The sequence below is a fragment of the Plantactinospora sp. CNZ320 genome, from assembly GCF_002846275.1.
This window is the reverse complement of record NZ_PJMP01000001.1, coordinates 5,585,007-5,599,930: the sequence shown is the minus strand read 5'-3', so window position 1 is coordinate 5,599,930 and position 14,924 is coordinate 5,585,007. Positions and strand designations below refer to the sequence as shown.

Genomic DNA, 14,924 nt, shown 5'->3' with positions numbered 1-14,924 from the left:
TTCGGCGGGTCCGGGCCGGCGATGTGTGCCCGCACACGTGAGGCAGGGTGACGGCCGGCGATGTGTGCCTGCACACGTGAGGCGGCGCTGGGCGGCTCGGACCGGCATGCTTGATATCCGTGCGGATCACCTCGGCCCTTGTCGACCCGGCGCTGCTCGACCTTCCCTGGTCGACTCCGCTGGAGGAGTGGCCCGCCGACCAGTTGGTGGCGCTACCCCAGGGGATCTCCCGGCATATCGTGCGATTCGTCCGCCTCGCCGGCACCGTCTACGCGGTCAAGGAGACCGGCGAACGGGTGGCCGAACGGGAGTACGACCTGCTCCGGGCGTTGGAGCGGATCGACTTCCCGTCCGTGGAGGCGGTGGCGATCGTCGCCGACCGGCAGGACGAGCGGGGCGAGCCACTCGACCCGGTACTGATCACCCGGCACCTCCAGTTCTCCCTCCCGTACCGGGCGCTCTTCTCGCACACGCTGCGCCCCGAGACGCTGAACCGGCTGCTCGACGCGCTCGCCGCGCTGATCGTCCGGATGCACCTGACCGGTTTCTTCTGGGGCGACTGCTCGCTCTCCAACACCCTGTTCCGGCGGGATGCCGGCGCCTTCGCCGCCTATCTGGTCGACGCCGAGACCGGCGCGCTGCACGCCCGGCTCTCCAACGGGCAACGGGAGGAGGACCTGGAGATCGCCCGGGTCAACATCTTCGGCGAGGCGCTGGACCTGGAGGCCGCCGGACTGCTGCACCCCTCGATCGACCCGGAGGTGGTCTGCGAGGAGGTGGTGCTGCGCTACCAGCGACTCTGGCACGAGATCACCTACGAGCAGCAGGTCGAGCGGGAGGCCCGGCACGACATCGAGGGGCGGATCCGCCGGCTCAACGAACTCGGCTTCGACGTCGCCGAGGTGGCGATGTCCGTGGTGGACGGCGGGCGCTACCTGGTCCGACCCAAGGTGGTCGACGCCGGTTACCACAGCCGCCGGCTGCTCCGGCTCACCGGACTGGACACCGAGGAGAACCAGGCCCGTCGGCTCCTCAACGACCTGGACACGTACCGGGCGGAGAGCGACCTCACCGACGAGCAGCAGGCCGCGCACCGCTGGGTCACCGAGGTCTTCGAGCCGGTGGTCCGGGCGGTACCGGCGCACCTGCGCGGAAAGCTCGAACCCGCCGAACTCTTCGCCCAGGTCATCGAGCACCGCTGGCGGCTCTCCGAACGGGCCGGCCGGGACGTCGGGCTGGCCCCGGCCGTGCAGTCGTTCCTCGCCGACGAACTCGTGCACCGCCCCGACGAACAGGCCGTACTCGGCGTCGAGGTCAGCTAACCAGCAACCTCGCCGCTCGGGCCGACCAGCTCGGCGGCCTCGGCTTCCGCCTCCACCGCCTCGTCGATGCGGCCGAGCTGGCGCAGGCAGGCACCCGTGGTGAGCAGAGCGTCGCGAAGGTCGCGACCGGCCTGGATCGACATCTCCGTGGCGGCGTCGACGGCCCCGCTGCGCTGCTGGTGCAGGTGCCACCAGGCGTAACGATGGTCGCTGTCCCAATCCTCGTCTGCCAGCACCTCGCGGTGCCGTTGCCGGGCCAGTCGAACGCGTTCGCGGTAGCATCGCACCGCTTCCTGGCCGGCCGTCAGGGCTTCGCCCGGCAGGTCGAGCGCGAGCAGACGGCGGCTGAAGTTTTGCCAGGTGGCGGCCAACTCATCCCCGTCGGCATCAGTCCGGCGCCGGATCCGCCGCATCGCGTCGACGATGGCCACGCGTGCGTCCTCGGCCCGCCCGCTGCGGGCCAGCCGGTCGCTGAACAGGTCCGCCGTCCGGGCGAACCTGACCGTCGAGCGTGAACGCCTCCGCCAGTACGCCGCCACCTCAGCGGTCACGTCGGCCGCCTCAGCGACCCGGCCGGCGCCGTCGAGCTGAGCCGCGTACACCGTCAACGCCCCGACGAGTTCGAGGCTGACCCGGGCGGTCCCCTCCCGTGCGAGCCGCTCGCGGATCTCGCTCACCACCATAGAAGCGGACTCCACCGCCTCCTCCCAGCGGCCGAGCCTGGCCAGCAGCATCGTCCGCCACTGTCGAACGTCGGCGGCTGCCCGCTGCCCGACCGGACCGCTATCGCTGCGCCGCAACTGCTCGTCGACGACGGCCAGTGCCGCCTCGAAACGTCCAAGGCCCACAAGGGTCTCGCGCAGCGACCGCAGGACGCGGCCGATCTCGTCGGCGAACACCCCCGGCGGCCGAGTGGCCGCCAGCTCTCGGTACACCGCCAGCTCCTCACGACGGGCCAGGCAGGCGAGATCGTCCCACCCCAGTTCCGTCAGGAGTTCGCCGAGCTGCCGCAGCGCGTCAGGCAGGGCGAGCGGCGTGGGCCACTCGCCCGACGGCCGCCCGCGCAGGTCCTCGACCTCGGCCACCCGGGCCGCAGCCCACCGCGCCGTCTTGTCCGGCCGAGCCGTGCCGCGATAGCGAGTGGGATCCACCGGGCGCTGCAGCATACCGGCGTGCAGCAGCGCGTGATCCTGCTCCGTCGTCGTCACGCCTCGCCACCTGCCTCCTCGATCCGGTAGGGCGGATCGGCTCGCTGGGGGGCCGAACCCGGCTGACTCCGCCGGACCGCCCGGCCGGACTGTCCACGGGGTGCCACGGTCCGCCCCGACTGGCCGGGCTGCTCAGCGCTCCGCTCGCGATGCGCCGACCGGCCCGGCTGCCGGGGTACGGTCCGGCGGCTAGGCCGGCTCGGATCCGACGACCGGCCCGCCGGGTCTCTGGCTCGACCCGTCGACCCCGCCCCCGACTCCGACGGTGGTGGCGGTAGTGGGGTGCTCGCCTCCCTGAGCAGCCGGTTCAGCCCGGCCCGCCGGACCACCACCGTCAACACGTCCCCGGGGCGGAGCCGGTGCTCCGGTGCCGGCGACCATTCGGAGCGTCGCTGGCCGGCACCGGTCAACGCGAGCACCCGGACCCACTCCGCCTGGCTGACCACCCCGAGTTCCTGCCCGGCCAGTGCCGCGCCGGTAGCGATCGGCACCTCCGCGACCAGCAGGGCGTGCCGGGCGACCGGAATGGTGGCGATCACCGCCCGGTTGAGCAGGGCCGCCGAGAACGACGGCGCGGCCAGGTAGGAGACGCTGCGGGAGACGCCGATCCGGAACGTCTTCTGGATCCGCTGCGCGAAGTCGCCGTCGAAGAGCCGCAGCACCACCCGCAGGTCGGCGCGGAGCGCCCGGGCGTTCAGCGCCGCCTGGAGGTTGCTCACGTCGTCGGTGGAGACCACCACCAGGGCCTGGGCGGTACCGACCGAGGCGGTCTCCAGGGTCTCCTCGCGGGCGGCGTCCCCGACGATCAGCGGGATGTTCAGCCGCCGGGCGACCGCCGCGCCCCGGGCCTCCGGGTCCTTGTCGATGGCGACCACGTCGACGCCGAGGTCGTGCAGCTGCCACATCACCCGGGTACCGACGTTGCCCAGCCCGACCACCACGACGTGCCCGCTGCGGTCGCTCGGCAGCAGCCCGGCGTCCAGCGCCAGCCGCGCCTTGACGATGCCGTCCACCACCGCGGCGGTGATCAGCGGGATCAGCGCCAGTCCGGCCAGGTTCAGCACCACCTGGAGCACCTGGGCCGCCGCGCCCTTGTTGGTGTCCGGGTCGGCGCCGACGATCGTGGTCACCATGGTCAGGTATATCGCGTTGCCGATGCTGGTGTGCTCGGCGAAGGAGAGCAGGAAGCCGAGCACCACCACCACGATCAGCACCGCGATGGTGGCCATTCCGATCTTGCGGGTGGCGAACGAGCGGACCGCCCGGAGCAGCACCGAGGCCCGGCGCCGCCCCGACCGCTGGGTGCGCAGCAGCCGCCGCCGGGTGGCCTGCTCGGTGCCGACCTGGCCGACCGCCTCGGCGAGGACCAGGTCGGCCTCGGCCGGGTCGGCGGGCAGCACCACCGGGTGGTTCGGGTCCCGGGTGTCGGCCAGGCCGCAGACCACCTGCTCCGGCCGTACCTCGGCCCGGGGCGCGACGAAGAGGGTACGACCGCCGTGCCGGAAGTACGAGGGTGCGACCTCGCCGAGCGCCGCCGCGACGAACGCGGGCGCGGCCATCGAGGCGTCGGAGAGTACGGCGCTGTTCGGGAAGAGCTGCCGGATCCCGTGCCCGAGGCTCATGTTGAACATCCGCAGCACCACCCGGAGGTCCGGCTCGACCTCCTGCGCGCAGAGCGCCGCGTGGATGTTGCCCACGTCGTCCTGGTGCAGCAGCGCCAGTCCGGCCGCTCCGACCAGCCCGGCCGTCTTGAACGTCTCCTCGTCCAGCCGGTCCGACCGGATCACCCGGACGCCCCGGATCGACCTGATGTCCGGCCCGTCCGGCCGACGGCGGTACGGCACGATCACCGTCACGCGTACTCCGCTGCCCTGCGGGTCGTTGCCGAGCAGCTCGTTGACGAGGTGAACCGCGAGGGCGTCCTGGCCGCAGACCACGTAGTGCGGGCGGTGGTCCCCGTTGGTGCGCAACCCGTCCCGGAGTCGGGTCTCGAACGCGCGCCGGGCCCGGGTCCGCCAGAGATCCGCCATGCCCGGATGGTAGTCACTGTGATCAGTACGCGGGAGCCGTCCGGAAAGGGGACAGGCCAGTACAATCACCCAACGTGTGTATGCATGGAACCCTCGGTGACGGGTAGGACGAGCGGGTGCAGACCTTCCTGCCGTACCCGGACTTCGGGCGGACCGCCCGGAGCCTGGATCCGCTGCGGCTGGGCAAGCAGCGGGTCGAGGCGATCCAGGTGCTGCGCGGGCTGGTCCGCCCCGGCTACGGCTGGCGCCACCACCCGGCGGTGAAGATGTGGGCCGGGTACGAGGAGGCGCTGGTCCGGTACGGCCTGGACATCTGTGCCGAGTGGGTCTCGACCGGCCGGGCCGACACCTGCGCCGGCACCCTGGTCGCCGACCTCGCCGCCGGCTGCGGCCTGGATCGGGTACGCCGGCAGGACGAGCTGGCCGCCGTCGGTGAGCTGCCGCCCTGGCTCGGTCGGGAGGAACTGCACCTGAGCCACCGCTCGGCACTGCTGCGCAAGGATCCGGTGCACTACGGGCCGATCTTCGGTGACGTGCCGGAGGTGCCGTACGTCTGGCCCTCCTCGGACCGCCCACCGACCTGCGGGCAACCGGCCGTCCCACCTGGACAGTCCTGATGGGACGGTCGCCGGATCCGGTGGGATCGTCGCCGGCACGGGTACGCCGCGACACCGACGCGCTGGTCGTCGGCGGCGGCGTCGCCGGGATCTCGGCGGCGGTCGTGCTCGCCGAGCGGGGTGTCCGGGTCACCGTGCTGGAGGCCCGTCCCCGGCTCGGCGGCCGGCTCGACACCCGCCCCGAGACGCTCACCGACGGCACCGTCGCGCCGGTCGACCACGGCTTCCACGCCTTCTTCCGGCAATACCACAACCTGCGGTCGATCCTGCGCCGGATCGACCCGGCGCTCGGCCTGCTCCGGCCGGTACCCGGTTATCCGGTGCTGCACGCCGACTGGCCGGCCGAGGACTTCGGCCGGTTGCCGGCGAGACCGCCGTGGAACCTGCTGGCGCTGCTGGCCCGCAGTCCCAGCCTGCGCCTGCGTGACCTGCGCCGGATGGACGGCCGGGCCGCCCTGCCGCTGCTGGCCTACCACCCCCGGCACACGTACGCCGAACTCGACCACACCACCGCCGAGGAGCTGCTCGACGGGCTGCGGTTGCCGGACCGGGCCCGGGCGATGCTCTTCGAGGTCTTCTCGCACTCGTTCTTCAACCACGAGGCCGACCTCTCCGCCGCCGAGCTGGTCGCCAACTTCCACTTCTATTTCCTCGGCAACCCGGAAGGGCTCGGCTTCGACGCGCCGGACCGGGACTACGAGGCGGCGATCTGGCAGCCGCTCGCCGCACACCTGCGCCGGCACGGTGCCCGGATCCTGCTCGGGCAGCCGGTGACGGCGGTGGCGCCCGACGGCGACGGCTGGCGGCTGGAGACCGGCACCGGTGAGCGGCACCGGGCCGGCAACCTGGTGCTCGCCGTGGACCCGCCGGCCCTGACCGCGCTGCTGGCCGGCTCGCCGGAGCTGGCCGCCCGGGCACCCGTACTCGCCGGACGGGTGGCCCGGTTCGACCCCGGCCCGCCGTACGCGATCGCCCGGTACTGGCTGGCCGGCGACGTGGCCCCGGAGCGGGCGGTCTTCAGCGGGGTGTCCCGGCAACCCACAGTGGACTCGGTGACCCTCTACCACCGGCTGGAGGCGGGTTCCCGGCACTGGGCCGAGCGCGCCGGCGGTGCGGTGGTGGAACTGCACGCGTACGCCTGCCCGGAGGGCGTACCCGCGCCGGAGCTGGCCCGGCGGATGCACGCCGAGCTGGCCGGGCTCTGGCCGGAGGTCGCCGACCTGCCGGTGCGGGACCTGCGCTGCCGGGTCGAGCGGCGGGCCCCGGCGTTCCGGCCGGGCTGCTCGGCCGACCGGCCCGGCGTGCTCACCGACGCGGACCGACTCTATCTGGCCGGCGACGGGATCGGCACCGAGCTGCCCAGCGCGCTGCTGGAGCGGGCCGCCCTGACCGGGATGCTCGCCGCAAACCACATCCTGCGGCGGGCCGGCGCCGGCACCGAACCGATCCGCACCATCCCCCGACTCGGCCTGCTGGCCGGCCGCGCCCGCCGAGCGTGACCGCGCGTCGGGGCCTTTCGTCGGCGGCGGCCATCGCAGGCGACCGGTGTCAGGGCTTTCCGTCGGCGGCGGCCCAGCCGACGGCGACCAGGCAGATCAGCAGCACGATGCCGCCACGGCTGGTAGCGATCCGGGTCACCGTCCACGCCGTCTTCCGGAGCCCGGGAAGGCTCGCCCTGGCCTTGCGGTAGTCCACCCAGGCCCGCCGGGCCACCGCGTACGCGGTGCCCGCGAAGAGGCCGAACGCCACCCCGACCAGCAGGATGGCGACACCGGGACGGCTCACCCGGCCAGTGTCGCCGGCATCGGTCGACGATCGCCATCACCCGATCCGGTGACAGAGAGTGATGATCGAGCGGGTGGCCGTCAATTGTCGACGGGAAGCCGGTCGACGATGTGCCGGGCGATCTCGAAGGAACTCGTCGCGGCCGGCGACGGCGCGTTCAGCACGTGCACCTGCCGCTCCGCCTCGACGATCAGGAAGTCGTCCACCAGACCGCCGTCCGGGCGTACGGCCTGGGCGCGTACGCCGGCTCCGGCGGGGACGATGTCGGCCTCGGTCAACTCCGGCACCAGCCGGGCGAGGCTGGCCGCGAAGCGTTTCCGGGACAGCGACCGGGTCACCTCGGTCAGCCCGTACCGGTAGTGCCGGCGGGCCAGTGCCCACAGTCCGGAGTAGCCGACCTGCTCCCAGACGTCGCGCCTGTCGAACCGGCGCCACGAGTAGCCCTCCCGGGCGGTGGCGAGTACCGCGTTCGGCCCGGCGTGCACCGTACCGTCGATCATGCGGGTCAGGTGTACGCCGAGGAACGGGAACTGCGGGTCGGGTACCGGATAGATGAGTCCCCGCACCAGTTTGCGGCGCTGCGGAACCAGCTCGTGGTACTCGCCCCGGAACGGCACGATCCGGGCCGGCGGGTCGATGCCGGCGAGCGCGGCGACCCGGTCGGCGTGCAGGCCGGCACAGTTCACGAGTACGTCGCCGGTCACCTCGCCGGTACTCGTCTCCAGCACGACCCCGCCGGCCCGCCCGTTGCTTCCGGCGATCCCGCGGATCCCGGTGACCCTGGTGTCACGGCGCAGCTCGGCACCGCTTGCGGCGAGGAGTTCGGCGAGCCGCCGGCAGACCGCGCCGAAGTCGACAATCCCGGTGGAGGCGACCCGGAGCGCGGCGACGGCGGCGACGTGCGGCTCGTGTTCGGCCGCCTCGATCGCGTTGAGCAGGGTGACCGGCAGCCCGTTGGCGAGCGCCCGCTCGTGCAGCGCGTGCAGCCGGGGCAGTTCGGTCGCCTCGGCCGCGACGATCAGCTTGCCGCAGACCTCGTACGGCAGCTCCTGCTCGGCGCAGAACCGCACCATCGAGGCGCTGCCGGCCCGGCACAGCGTCGCCTTGAGGCTCCCCGGTCGGTAGTAGACCCCGGCGTGGATCACGCCCGAGTTGTGGCCGGTCTGGTGGGCGGCCCAGTCGGACTCCTTCTCCAGCACCGTCACCGCGTCCCGGGGCCGGTCGGTACGCAGCCGGTGCGCCACCGCGAGCCCGAGGATTCCGCCGCCCACGATCACGTACCTGGTCATCCGCGCTCCCCGGCCGCTGGCATCGAAGCCGATGGTATGCGGCCGGCCTGCGCCCGGTCGGCCGTCCCGTCGGCACCGTTGCGGGCGTGTTCCGATACGACACTGTCGGGTTGATGACTGTTTCTTCCACAACCTGGTGACTCACGGCAAATATCGACACTAAGTCGGAGCGCCCTAATTGGAGAACTATTCACAACGAGTAGGTGCGATGCCGACCTATGCGCAATTACAGGCTGAATCATGGTGGGGTCGGGAGATCGTCACCCCGGAACTGGACTGGCTCGGCGACGAACTGTGCCGGCGCACCAAACGCCCCCGGGCCGCATTCGGGGTCAGGGGCGACAACAACCACCTGCGGGGTGCGCACCGCTCCCAAGAGTGGATCCTCAACTCCCGGTACTGCACCTCCCGGACGTACACCGTGCAGTCGGGGCTGACCGCCGTCCAACAGCGACACGTCGCCGGAGTCGACTTCACGCCGGGCTCGGCCGGCCAGATGGTCGCGCAGTGCAAACGGCTCTACGCCGCCCTGCGCGCCGGCCAACTCGAAGAGGTACGCGAGTTCTACGGCAACGTCGACGGCGACAAGGTCGTCGACGGCTGGGACAACGTACGGAACCGGGTGGCCAGCAGCGATTCCAGCCACCTGTGGCACTGGCACCTGACCCTCGACCGGCGCCGCTGCGCCGACCGACGCCTGATGGAGCGGATCCTCGCGATCGCGCTCGGTGACCCGACGGAGGAAGACGTGGACGACGCGACGATCGACAAGATCGCAATCCGTACCAAGGCGAAGGTGCTGTCCGACGGCGGGATCCAGCAGTTGCTGGCCCGGGTCCAGCAGTTGACCGTCAGCCAGGCGGCCCTGCTCGACGCCGTCGGCCGGGACACCACCGACGAGCAGGCGATCGTCGACGGCGTACTGGCCGGGCTCGGGCAGCGCGACATCGACAGCGTCGCGGCGGCCCTGAAGTCCGCGTTCGGCGACCGGACGGCGGAACTGGCGGCGAAGTTGGGCACCCCGGCGAGCTGACGTGTGGGTGAACTGGCAAATCTCCTTCCGACCGGCGGCTTCGGTGCCGTCGGCGTCGGAGGGCTGCTCGTGACGATCGTGGCGTACCTGCTCAACGCCAACCGGGCCGATCGCAAGGAGTACCAGGAGGCGATCGACCGCGCCGAGAAACGCGCGGACGACGCCGCCCGCCGGACCGACGCCGCCGAACAGCGCGCGGAGGGGCTGCAACAGGCCATCGACGAGGCCCGCCGCGCGCGACGGGCCGCCGAGGACGCCCTCGCGCTCGTCGAACGCGAGTTGCACCGCTACCGCCCGAACGGTCCGGGATGACCGCCGGGCTCGACGCCGCTGCGGCACGGGCCGGGCTGGTCGGCAGACCGGATCGCCGCGAGGAGGCGCCATGACCGAGGAGACGGAGATCTTTCGCCGCCGGATGGACCGACGCATCCGGCGTCGGGTCATCATCGTGGTGGTGGCGACCGCGCTGGTCGCCGCGGCCGGCGGCTGGGCCTGGGCGCAGCTCGGCCGGCAGGCCGCCGTCGAACAGCGCCGGGCGGCAACCGCCGTCTCCGGCGCCGAACAGCTCTGCCAGCAGGTACGCCAGCTCGGCGGCGAGTGCGTCGTCGACCCCGCCAACCTGCGCGGCGCGCAGGGCCCGGCCGGGCCGGAGGGTCCACCAGGGCCGCCTGGGTTACCCGGCCGGGACGGTCCACCGGGTGACCCTGGCCCGCCAGGAGATCCCGGTCCACCGGGCGAACAGGGTCCGGCCGGTGTTCCGGGTCCGCCGGGCGTGAGCGGCGGTCCGGGTGCCGCCGGCCCGAGCGGCCCGGAGGGTCCTGCCGGCCCGCCGGGACCCACCGGTCCGACGGGTGAACCCGGTCCGCCCGGCCCGATCTGCCCCAGCGGTACGGCCCTGGTGACGCTGCCCGTGATGACACCCGACGGGCCACGGCAGATCGCCGCCTGCGTCGTCGAGCCGACCCCGCAGGCCAGCCCCAGCCCTGGTTAGCCATCGGCCGGTACCGGCTGGGACGGCACCAGCCCGTGGCCCCCCCGATTCCCCGCAGGGGTCGAACGAAGGGCTCCGTCCGGGCCGCCGCCGCTCGGTAGACTCCAGGAGTCTCGATCCGCCGCCGGCAGAGAGGGGCCGGAGTGATCCGGAATCCTTCGACATGGGTGCGGGTGCTCCGACACACCGCCTGGGCCGCTTTGCTGGTCGCGATCTTCACCGCCGCGTTCGGAGTCAGTGCGGAACAACGCCCCGTACTGTTCGCCGCTGCGGTCCCGCTGGCGCTCAGCACGGCCTGCGCGGCCGGCGCCTTCCTGCGCGCGCGGGCCCCGCTGCGTGGAACGGCCCGGGTGCAGAAGGTGCTCCAACCGGAACGGCGGGCGGCGAACGGCGAACACCGACGGACGATCCAGGTGGTCGTGGACGTACCCGGCTATCCCCTGACCGAGACGACGTTGCGAAATTTGACGGTACCGGCGGACGTCCTGCTCCAGACCGGAGGCGAGCTGCCGATCGAGATCCGGAGGGGTGGATATCCGGCGACGGTACGGGTGCGTTGGGACCGGATTCCGCCGACCCCGAAGTTCACCGACGAGGACCTCAACCTGGCAGCGGACCTCAACCTGGCAGCGGACCTCGCCGAGCCTCCCCCGTGGGCGGGGCGCTGAGAGTCACCGCCCTTCGTCGTCCTCGTCCCGGCGGTCGTACCGCGCCGCGGCGGCGTTCGGCTCGTACCGCTCCTCCACGAAGTACAGCCAGACCAGATCGATGCTGGCCAGCCGACGGATGCGATGGGTACGCCAGCTTCCGGTGCGGAGTCGCAGCGTCCCATAGCCCAGCAGCCGGCCCAGCGGGGACTGGGACATCCCGATGCTGGTGATCCGGTCCACGGGGATCGTCGAGATCCGCCGCCAGAGCAGCCCGCGTAGCACCATGATCTGCCGATTGCTCAGCGAAACCCGCCATGCCGGCCAGGACGATGCGCGGAGACCGGCCAGCACCGCCACCAGGATCAGTACCCAACGCGCCAACTCGGTGGTGGATACGTTGCCGAGGGTGGCCGGCAGGAACGTCAGCCGAACCGGGTCGGCGAGCGACGCACGACCGGCCGCGAGACCCGCGACGGCCGCTGCCACGGTCGCGTCGATCCAGTGCCGACTCCACTCACCCCGGTACCGTTCCGTCGGGAAGAGCCACCTGGCGACCCTCGCGCTCGGCTCCGGCCCGGCATGAGAGTACGGAAGCCGGTGGAAGACGCCGAGCGGATCCGTGCTCGGCAGGAGTTCCTCGAATTCCGGGTCGGTCGGCAGGAGGAACCCGTCGTCGGCGTCCAGTGGGTCGACGAAATCCAGGTCGTCTTCCTCCGCCCAGGGCGCGGCGGTCGGTGCCGTACCGGTGACGACGACGTTCTCCGGCGGGTCTGGGCGCGACGGCGGTCGCCGGGGGCGGGGACTCGGCCGTCGGCGGGAGTCGGGCTCGCCCGTCACCCCTTCCACCGTCAACAGGCGGCGCGCCAGCGGCGCCAGCACCTCGTCGTCGGTGGCGACGATCCGCTGCAGATGCTGCCGAGCCAGTACGACCTTGGCCGCGTTCTCGTCGCGGAGCAGGGCACCGAGTTCCTCGACGCTCTTCCACCGGGTATCGGCGTCCGGGCTCGCCAGCCCTGCCAACGGCTCGAAAACACCCTGAGAGTGGGCCCTCCTGCCGAGGGGATTGCGGGCCAGCGGGATCGAGTCGCCCTCACCGGAGCGCATGTGGAACTGCGGATGCTGATGCTTGTTCCGCTCGGTGACCGCTGCCCACGCGTACCGGTAGGCGTCCTCAACGCTGATCTGCCCACTGTCGCGGATGTCGGCCCGTCCGGTGCGGATGCCCTCCACCAGCGCGACGGTGAGCACCGACCCGAACACCTGACCGTCCGGTCGCCGGCTCTGGAAGGAGTACTCCCCGCCGCGCGACGAGGTGATGACGTAGCGCCCCCGAGTGACCTCGCCCGCCCGGAGATCGGGAGCCAGCAGGTCGACCAGCCCGGCGGTCTTGGCGTCGTAGGCGCCGCTGAAGCAGCAGTCCAGGATGATGATCTGCCCGGCGGCCGCTGAGGCTTCCGAGCAGTCGAGCAGGAAACGCGACGAGACGGATGTCGCCTTCAACGTCTCGTGAACGGTGTCGGTGGCGGTCAGATGCAGCCGGCCGGTGTCGTCCTTGACACCGTGCCCGGAGAAGTAGACCAGTACGAGATCGTCGCGGCCGCGCGCATTGAAGGTGCGCTCGATCGCGTGCCGGATCTCTGCGTGGGAGCGGTTGACCAGCGTCTCGACCTGGAAACCGCAGATCTCGGGATCGCCGAGCAACTCGGACATCAACTGGGCGTCCTGTCGCGCGGCGGCCAGGTCGCCGTACTCCTGATCCGAGTACGTGGAGGTCGCGACGACCAACGCGTACCGGCCGCCCCGGGGCAGGAGCGGCGCGGCGATGGTCCTCCCGCCGGCCACGGTGCTCAGTCGCGGTGTCGGTCGAAGAACTCGTCGATGATTCTGTCCTGCTGACTGTCGCTGACGGAACTCAGCAACAGTTCGTCCTCGCCGATGCGGACCCGGACAGACCGTCGCGACCGAGCGGCCCAATCCTGTGCGAGTCGCACCACGTTGACCAGGGCCGGCCCGGCGGTCACCACGATTTCGACCCACTCGATCGGGGTCAGCCCTGACTTGGGATCGTCGGGATGGGGTGCGGCCCGTTCGAGACGGACCTCGCCGACGTCGAGATCCCTGGCGTCGCCGGCAAGCCGCCGGGTCAGTTCCTCGTCCTGCTCCAGGTCGTCGGTCGAGGCGAAGCGGAGCAGCACAGCAACGTCGTCAGCCACGACGGCAGTATCCCGTCTCTGTCCCAACAGGACAACAAGAGCCGGACCGGAACCGACGGCCACTCGCTGCACAGGGCTCCGGACGCTTCGTCGATCCCGTCACATACTCAGAAATCAACGGGGCTCGTGAAACCTGATCAGCTCACAATCGTCCGGGTCGCCGACGTATCGGTACAGCCAGGGCTCCTCCCGATCGCCGGATATCCACATCTGGGTGCGCCCGAGCCTCATGTCCTCGGTGCCTGGCGAATCGAGGTCGAGAGTCCACGTGCCCTCTCCCGAGGGACCCGCACCCTCCGGCATATTGCTCGCGATGTAGCGTCCGTCCTCGCTCAGCTCGATCCGCCCGCCCTCAACGCTGGTGTAGACGCCCGACAGGTCGGACATGGTGATGTCGCCGCGGACGTCTGATGGAGTTGGAGCCCGCTGTGCGCTCCGTTCAGCGGCGCCTATCCCCTGTTCGTGACCTCGGGCGTCCGTCCACCACCTACGGCACCCCTCATGACAGCACGGCGGATGTCAACCGACCCCTTAGCGAGGCGCTTGATCATTCCGCGTACGTTCCGGATCTTGTCGGCTATTCCCAAAGCCAACTGCCTCTCCGACGAGTTCGTGCGTCGAGATGCGAAGTCTGTCGACGTTCTTGATAAGCAGGCGGTTTGGTGGCTGGAGCATCTGCCACAGAGGCAGCCGAAAGGCTGCGACGGGCCCGTGGACGCCCCGACGGTCGCCGAGGTCGTGAAAATACCCCGTCCAGAGGTCTCGCTCGCCGTGACTACCGCGAGATCTTGACGTCAGTTGAATATGTCCTTGATATTGGGAGGGCAGCGGTTCACGAGTCACACCTTGTGCGATCATCGTAAAGATCAACGACAGCCGTCGGCCACCCGTCCAGACCGTTTCACTACTCCATTCCCCACGAAACACCATCTTTGATCCATCTACGTAGTACGCCAAAGCCTCGTTGACCTTGATCTCGTCGGGTGTGTGATGGATGCGAAACCAGCCCGCGACAGGAATATCTCCTCGATCGGTGCGAGCAAGGAGAAAGTAGACCCAGAGGCCTCGACGACACTCGGACTTCGGCGAGAGGGGCCACATCAGGCGATGGAACAGAAAGATCGATAGCCAAGTTAAGCCCACCACCGCAACTGGCACGCTCAAACCCAGCAATATCTTCCGGCCTACTGAATCAGGCGCGAGGCCCAGGTAGTCAGCCGCCCTGCCGACGTACGCGTTGAAGTCGATGTTGAAGCCGACCACCACAGCCAGGGTGGCAAACATCAACTCAACCGGCCGCCTACTTCCGCTCATGCAGCCAATGTAGAATCAACAATCCACGTCCGGCGATACATCGATTTTTGCTCGGCGGTCGGGGTAAGGGCACAACCCGGTCCACACGGACGGCCCACGAGGGCTCCGTGCCCGAGGGCCTGCTCCCCACCATCACCCTCGCAAGAGCAGGTCCTCGCCTACCCTGCGATCTCCGTCCTATGGCGATCGGCATGGCCCTGCGGTGGTCGCCGACACCACCCACGCCTTCGGCCCCACTGAGGCCATGGCCCTACCCCGGCCGTCCTGGAGCCGGGCCTCCTTCGGGGCCGGCAGGACCCTCCGGGCCGGTCAGGCCGGCGGCACCACGTCTGGCCATTGGTTGCACGAGCTCTACGTCGTCGCTGCCACACGATGGGCCTGCGGCGAGGTGAGCTGCTTGGGCTCCGCGGGTCAGACGTCGACCTGGACGAAGGCACGCTACGGGTCCAGCAAACGGTTCAGCGGGTCTCGC

15 protein-coding genes are annotated in these 14,924 nt (G+C 71.0%); 7 read left to right on the top strand and 8 right to left on the bottom strand.

Annotated elements, in window-relative coordinates; genetic code table 11:
- Positions 1–119 precede the first annotated feature (119 nt).
- Positions 120–1,322 (top strand): DUF4032 domain-containing protein, encoded by a 1,203-nt coding sequence (locus CLT71_RS24975; protein ID WP_101369254.1) that lies wholly within the window; start codon positions 120–122, stop codon positions 1,320–1,322.
- On the opposite strand, the gene CLT71_RS24970 is transcribed toward CLT71_RS24975, so the two are convergent.
- Both CLT71_RS24970 and CLT71_RS24965 read right to left on the bottom strand, forming a co-directional pair.
- The gene (locus CLT71_RS24970; RefSeq protein ID WP_101369253.1) at positions 1,319–2,530 is read right to left on the bottom strand and encodes a hypothetical protein; all 1,212 of its coding nucleotides are present in this window, start codon (positions 2,528–2,530) and stop codon (positions 1,319–1,321) included. The genes CLT71_RS24975 and CLT71_RS24970 overlap by 4 nt on opposite strands.
- Positions 2,527–4,560 carry an NAD-binding protein gene (locus CLT71_RS24965; RefSeq protein ID WP_101369252.1) on the bottom strand — a complete coding sequence of 678 codons (2,034 nt, stop codon included), beginning with the start codon at positions 4,558–4,560 and terminating at the stop codon, positions 2,527–2,529. The genes CLT71_RS24970 and CLT71_RS24965 overlap by 4 nt, the downstream gene beginning before the upstream one ends.
- 116 nt (positions 4,561–4,676) lie before the next feature.
- On the opposite strand from CLT71_RS24965, the gene CLT71_RS24960 reads away from it, so the two are divergent.
- A complete protein-coding gene (locus tag CLT71_RS24960; protein ID WP_101369251.1) occupies positions 4,677–5,177 on the top strand; it encodes an MSMEG_6728 family protein in 501 nt (166 codons plus the stop codon).
- Positions 5,177–6,676, top strand: a complete 1,500-nt coding sequence (locus CLT71_RS24955) for an FAD-dependent oxidoreductase (RefSeq protein WP_101369250.1) — start codon at positions 5,177–5,179, stop codon at positions 6,674–6,676. The genes CLT71_RS24960 and CLT71_RS24955 overlap by 1 nt, the downstream gene beginning before the upstream one ends.
- A 49-nt stretch (positions 6,677–6,725) precedes the next feature.
- Here the strand turns inward: CLT71_RS24955 and CLT71_RS24950 are convergent, their stop codons facing one another.
- Together CLT71_RS24950 and lhgO are read right to left on the bottom strand one after the other, a co-directional pair.
- Complete coding sequence (locus CLT71_RS24950; RefSeq protein ID WP_101369249.1) at positions 6,726–6,962, bottom strand: hypothetical protein; 237 nt, start codon at positions 6,960–6,962, stop codon at positions 6,726–6,728.
- An 80-nt stretch (positions 6,963–7,042) separates the two neighbouring features.
- Positions 7,043–8,251 carry an L-2-hydroxyglutarate oxidase gene (gene lhgO, locus CLT71_RS24945; protein WP_101369248.1) on the bottom strand — a complete coding sequence of 403 codons (1,209 nt, stop codon included), beginning with the start codon at positions 8,249–8,251 and terminating at the stop codon, positions 7,043–7,045.
- A gap of 208 nt (positions 8,252–8,459) precedes the next feature.
- On the opposite strand from lhgO, the gene CLT71_RS24940 reads away from it, so the two are divergent.
- The 4 genes from CLT71_RS24940 to CLT71_RS24925 all read left to right on the top strand — a co-directional run bounded on the left by CLT71_RS24940 (position 8,460) and on the right by CLT71_RS24925 (position 10,943).
- Positions 8,460–9,284 carry a hypothetical protein gene (locus CLT71_RS24940; RefSeq protein ID WP_101369247.1) on the top strand — a complete coding sequence of 275 codons (825 nt, stop codon included), beginning with the start codon at positions 8,460–8,462 and terminating at the stop codon, positions 9,282–9,284.
- A gap of 3 nt (positions 9,285–9,287) precedes the next feature.
- Positions 9,288–9,596: a hypothetical protein gene (locus CLT71_RS24935; protein WP_101369246.1), complete on the top strand. Its 309-nt coding sequence runs from the start codon at positions 9,288–9,290 to the stop codon at positions 9,594–9,596.
- A 70-nt stretch (positions 9,597–9,666) separates the two neighbouring features.
- Positions 9,667–10,275, top strand: a complete 609-nt coding sequence (locus tag CLT71_RS24930) for a hypothetical protein (protein WP_199187711.1) — start codon at positions 9,667–9,669, stop codon at positions 10,273–10,275.
- Positions 10,276–10,442: 167 nt separating this feature from the next.
- Positions 10,443–10,943 (top strand): hypothetical protein, encoded by a 501-nt coding sequence (locus CLT71_RS24925; RefSeq protein WP_101369245.1) that lies wholly within the window; start codon positions 10,443–10,445, stop codon positions 10,941–10,943.
- A 3-nt stretch (positions 10,944–10,946) separates the two neighbouring features.
- Here the strand turns inward: CLT71_RS24925 and CLT71_RS24920 are convergent, their stop codons facing one another.
- The 4 genes from CLT71_RS24920 to CLT71_RS36620 form a co-directional block, all read right to left on the bottom strand.
- Entirely contained in the window at positions 10,947–12,767 is a 1,821-nt protein-coding gene (locus tag CLT71_RS24920; protein ID WP_158242304.1) for a caspase, EACC1-associated type, read from the bottom strand.
- A gap of 5 nt (positions 12,768–12,772) precedes the next feature.
- On the bottom strand, positions 12,773–13,138 hold the full coding sequence (locus tag CLT71_RS37150; protein ID WP_158242303.1) for a hypothetical protein: 366 nt from the start codon (positions 13,136–13,138) through the stop codon (positions 12,773–12,775).
- A gap of 114 nt (positions 13,139–13,252) precedes the next feature.
- Positions 13,253–13,525: a hypothetical protein gene (locus CLT71_RS24915; RefSeq protein WP_101369243.1), complete on the bottom strand. Its 273-nt coding sequence runs from the start codon at positions 13,523–13,525 to the stop codon at positions 13,253–13,255.
- A 144-nt stretch (positions 13,526–13,669) separates the two neighbouring features.
- A complete protein-coding gene (locus tag CLT71_RS36620) occupies positions 13,670–14,452 on the bottom strand; it encodes a hypothetical protein (protein WP_143743599.1) in 783 nt (260 codons plus the stop codon).
- Positions 14,453–14,924 lie beyond the last annotated feature (472 nt).

Coding starts and splice junctions, on each gene's coding strand:
- CLT71_RS24965 (WP_101369252.1), bottom strand. CDS start 4,560: ATGGCGGATCTCTGGCGGACCCGGGCCCGGCGCGCGTTCGAGACCCGA.
- CLT71_RS24955 (WP_101369250.1), top strand. CDS start 5,177: ATGGGACGGTCGCCGGATCCGGTGGGATCGTCGCCGGCACGGGTACGC.
- lhgO (WP_101369248.1), bottom strand. CDS start 8,251: ATGACCAGGTACGTGATCGTGGGCGGCGGAATCCTCGGGCTCGCGGTG.
- CLT71_RS24940 (WP_101369247.1), top strand. CDS start 8,460: ATGCCGACCTATGCGCAATTACAGGCTGAATCATGGTGGGGTCGGGAG.
- CLT71_RS24930 (WP_199187711.1), top strand. CDS start 9,667: ATGACCGAGGAGACGGAGATCTTTCGCCGCCGGATGGACCGACGCATC.
- CLT71_RS24915 (WP_101369243.1), bottom strand. CDS start 13,525: ATGTCCGACCTGTCGGGCGTCTACACCAGCGTTGAGGGCGGGCGGATC.
- CLT71_RS36620 (WP_143743599.1), bottom strand. CDS start 14,452: ATGAGCGGAAGTAGGCGGCCGGTTGAGTTGATGTTTGCCACCCTGGCT.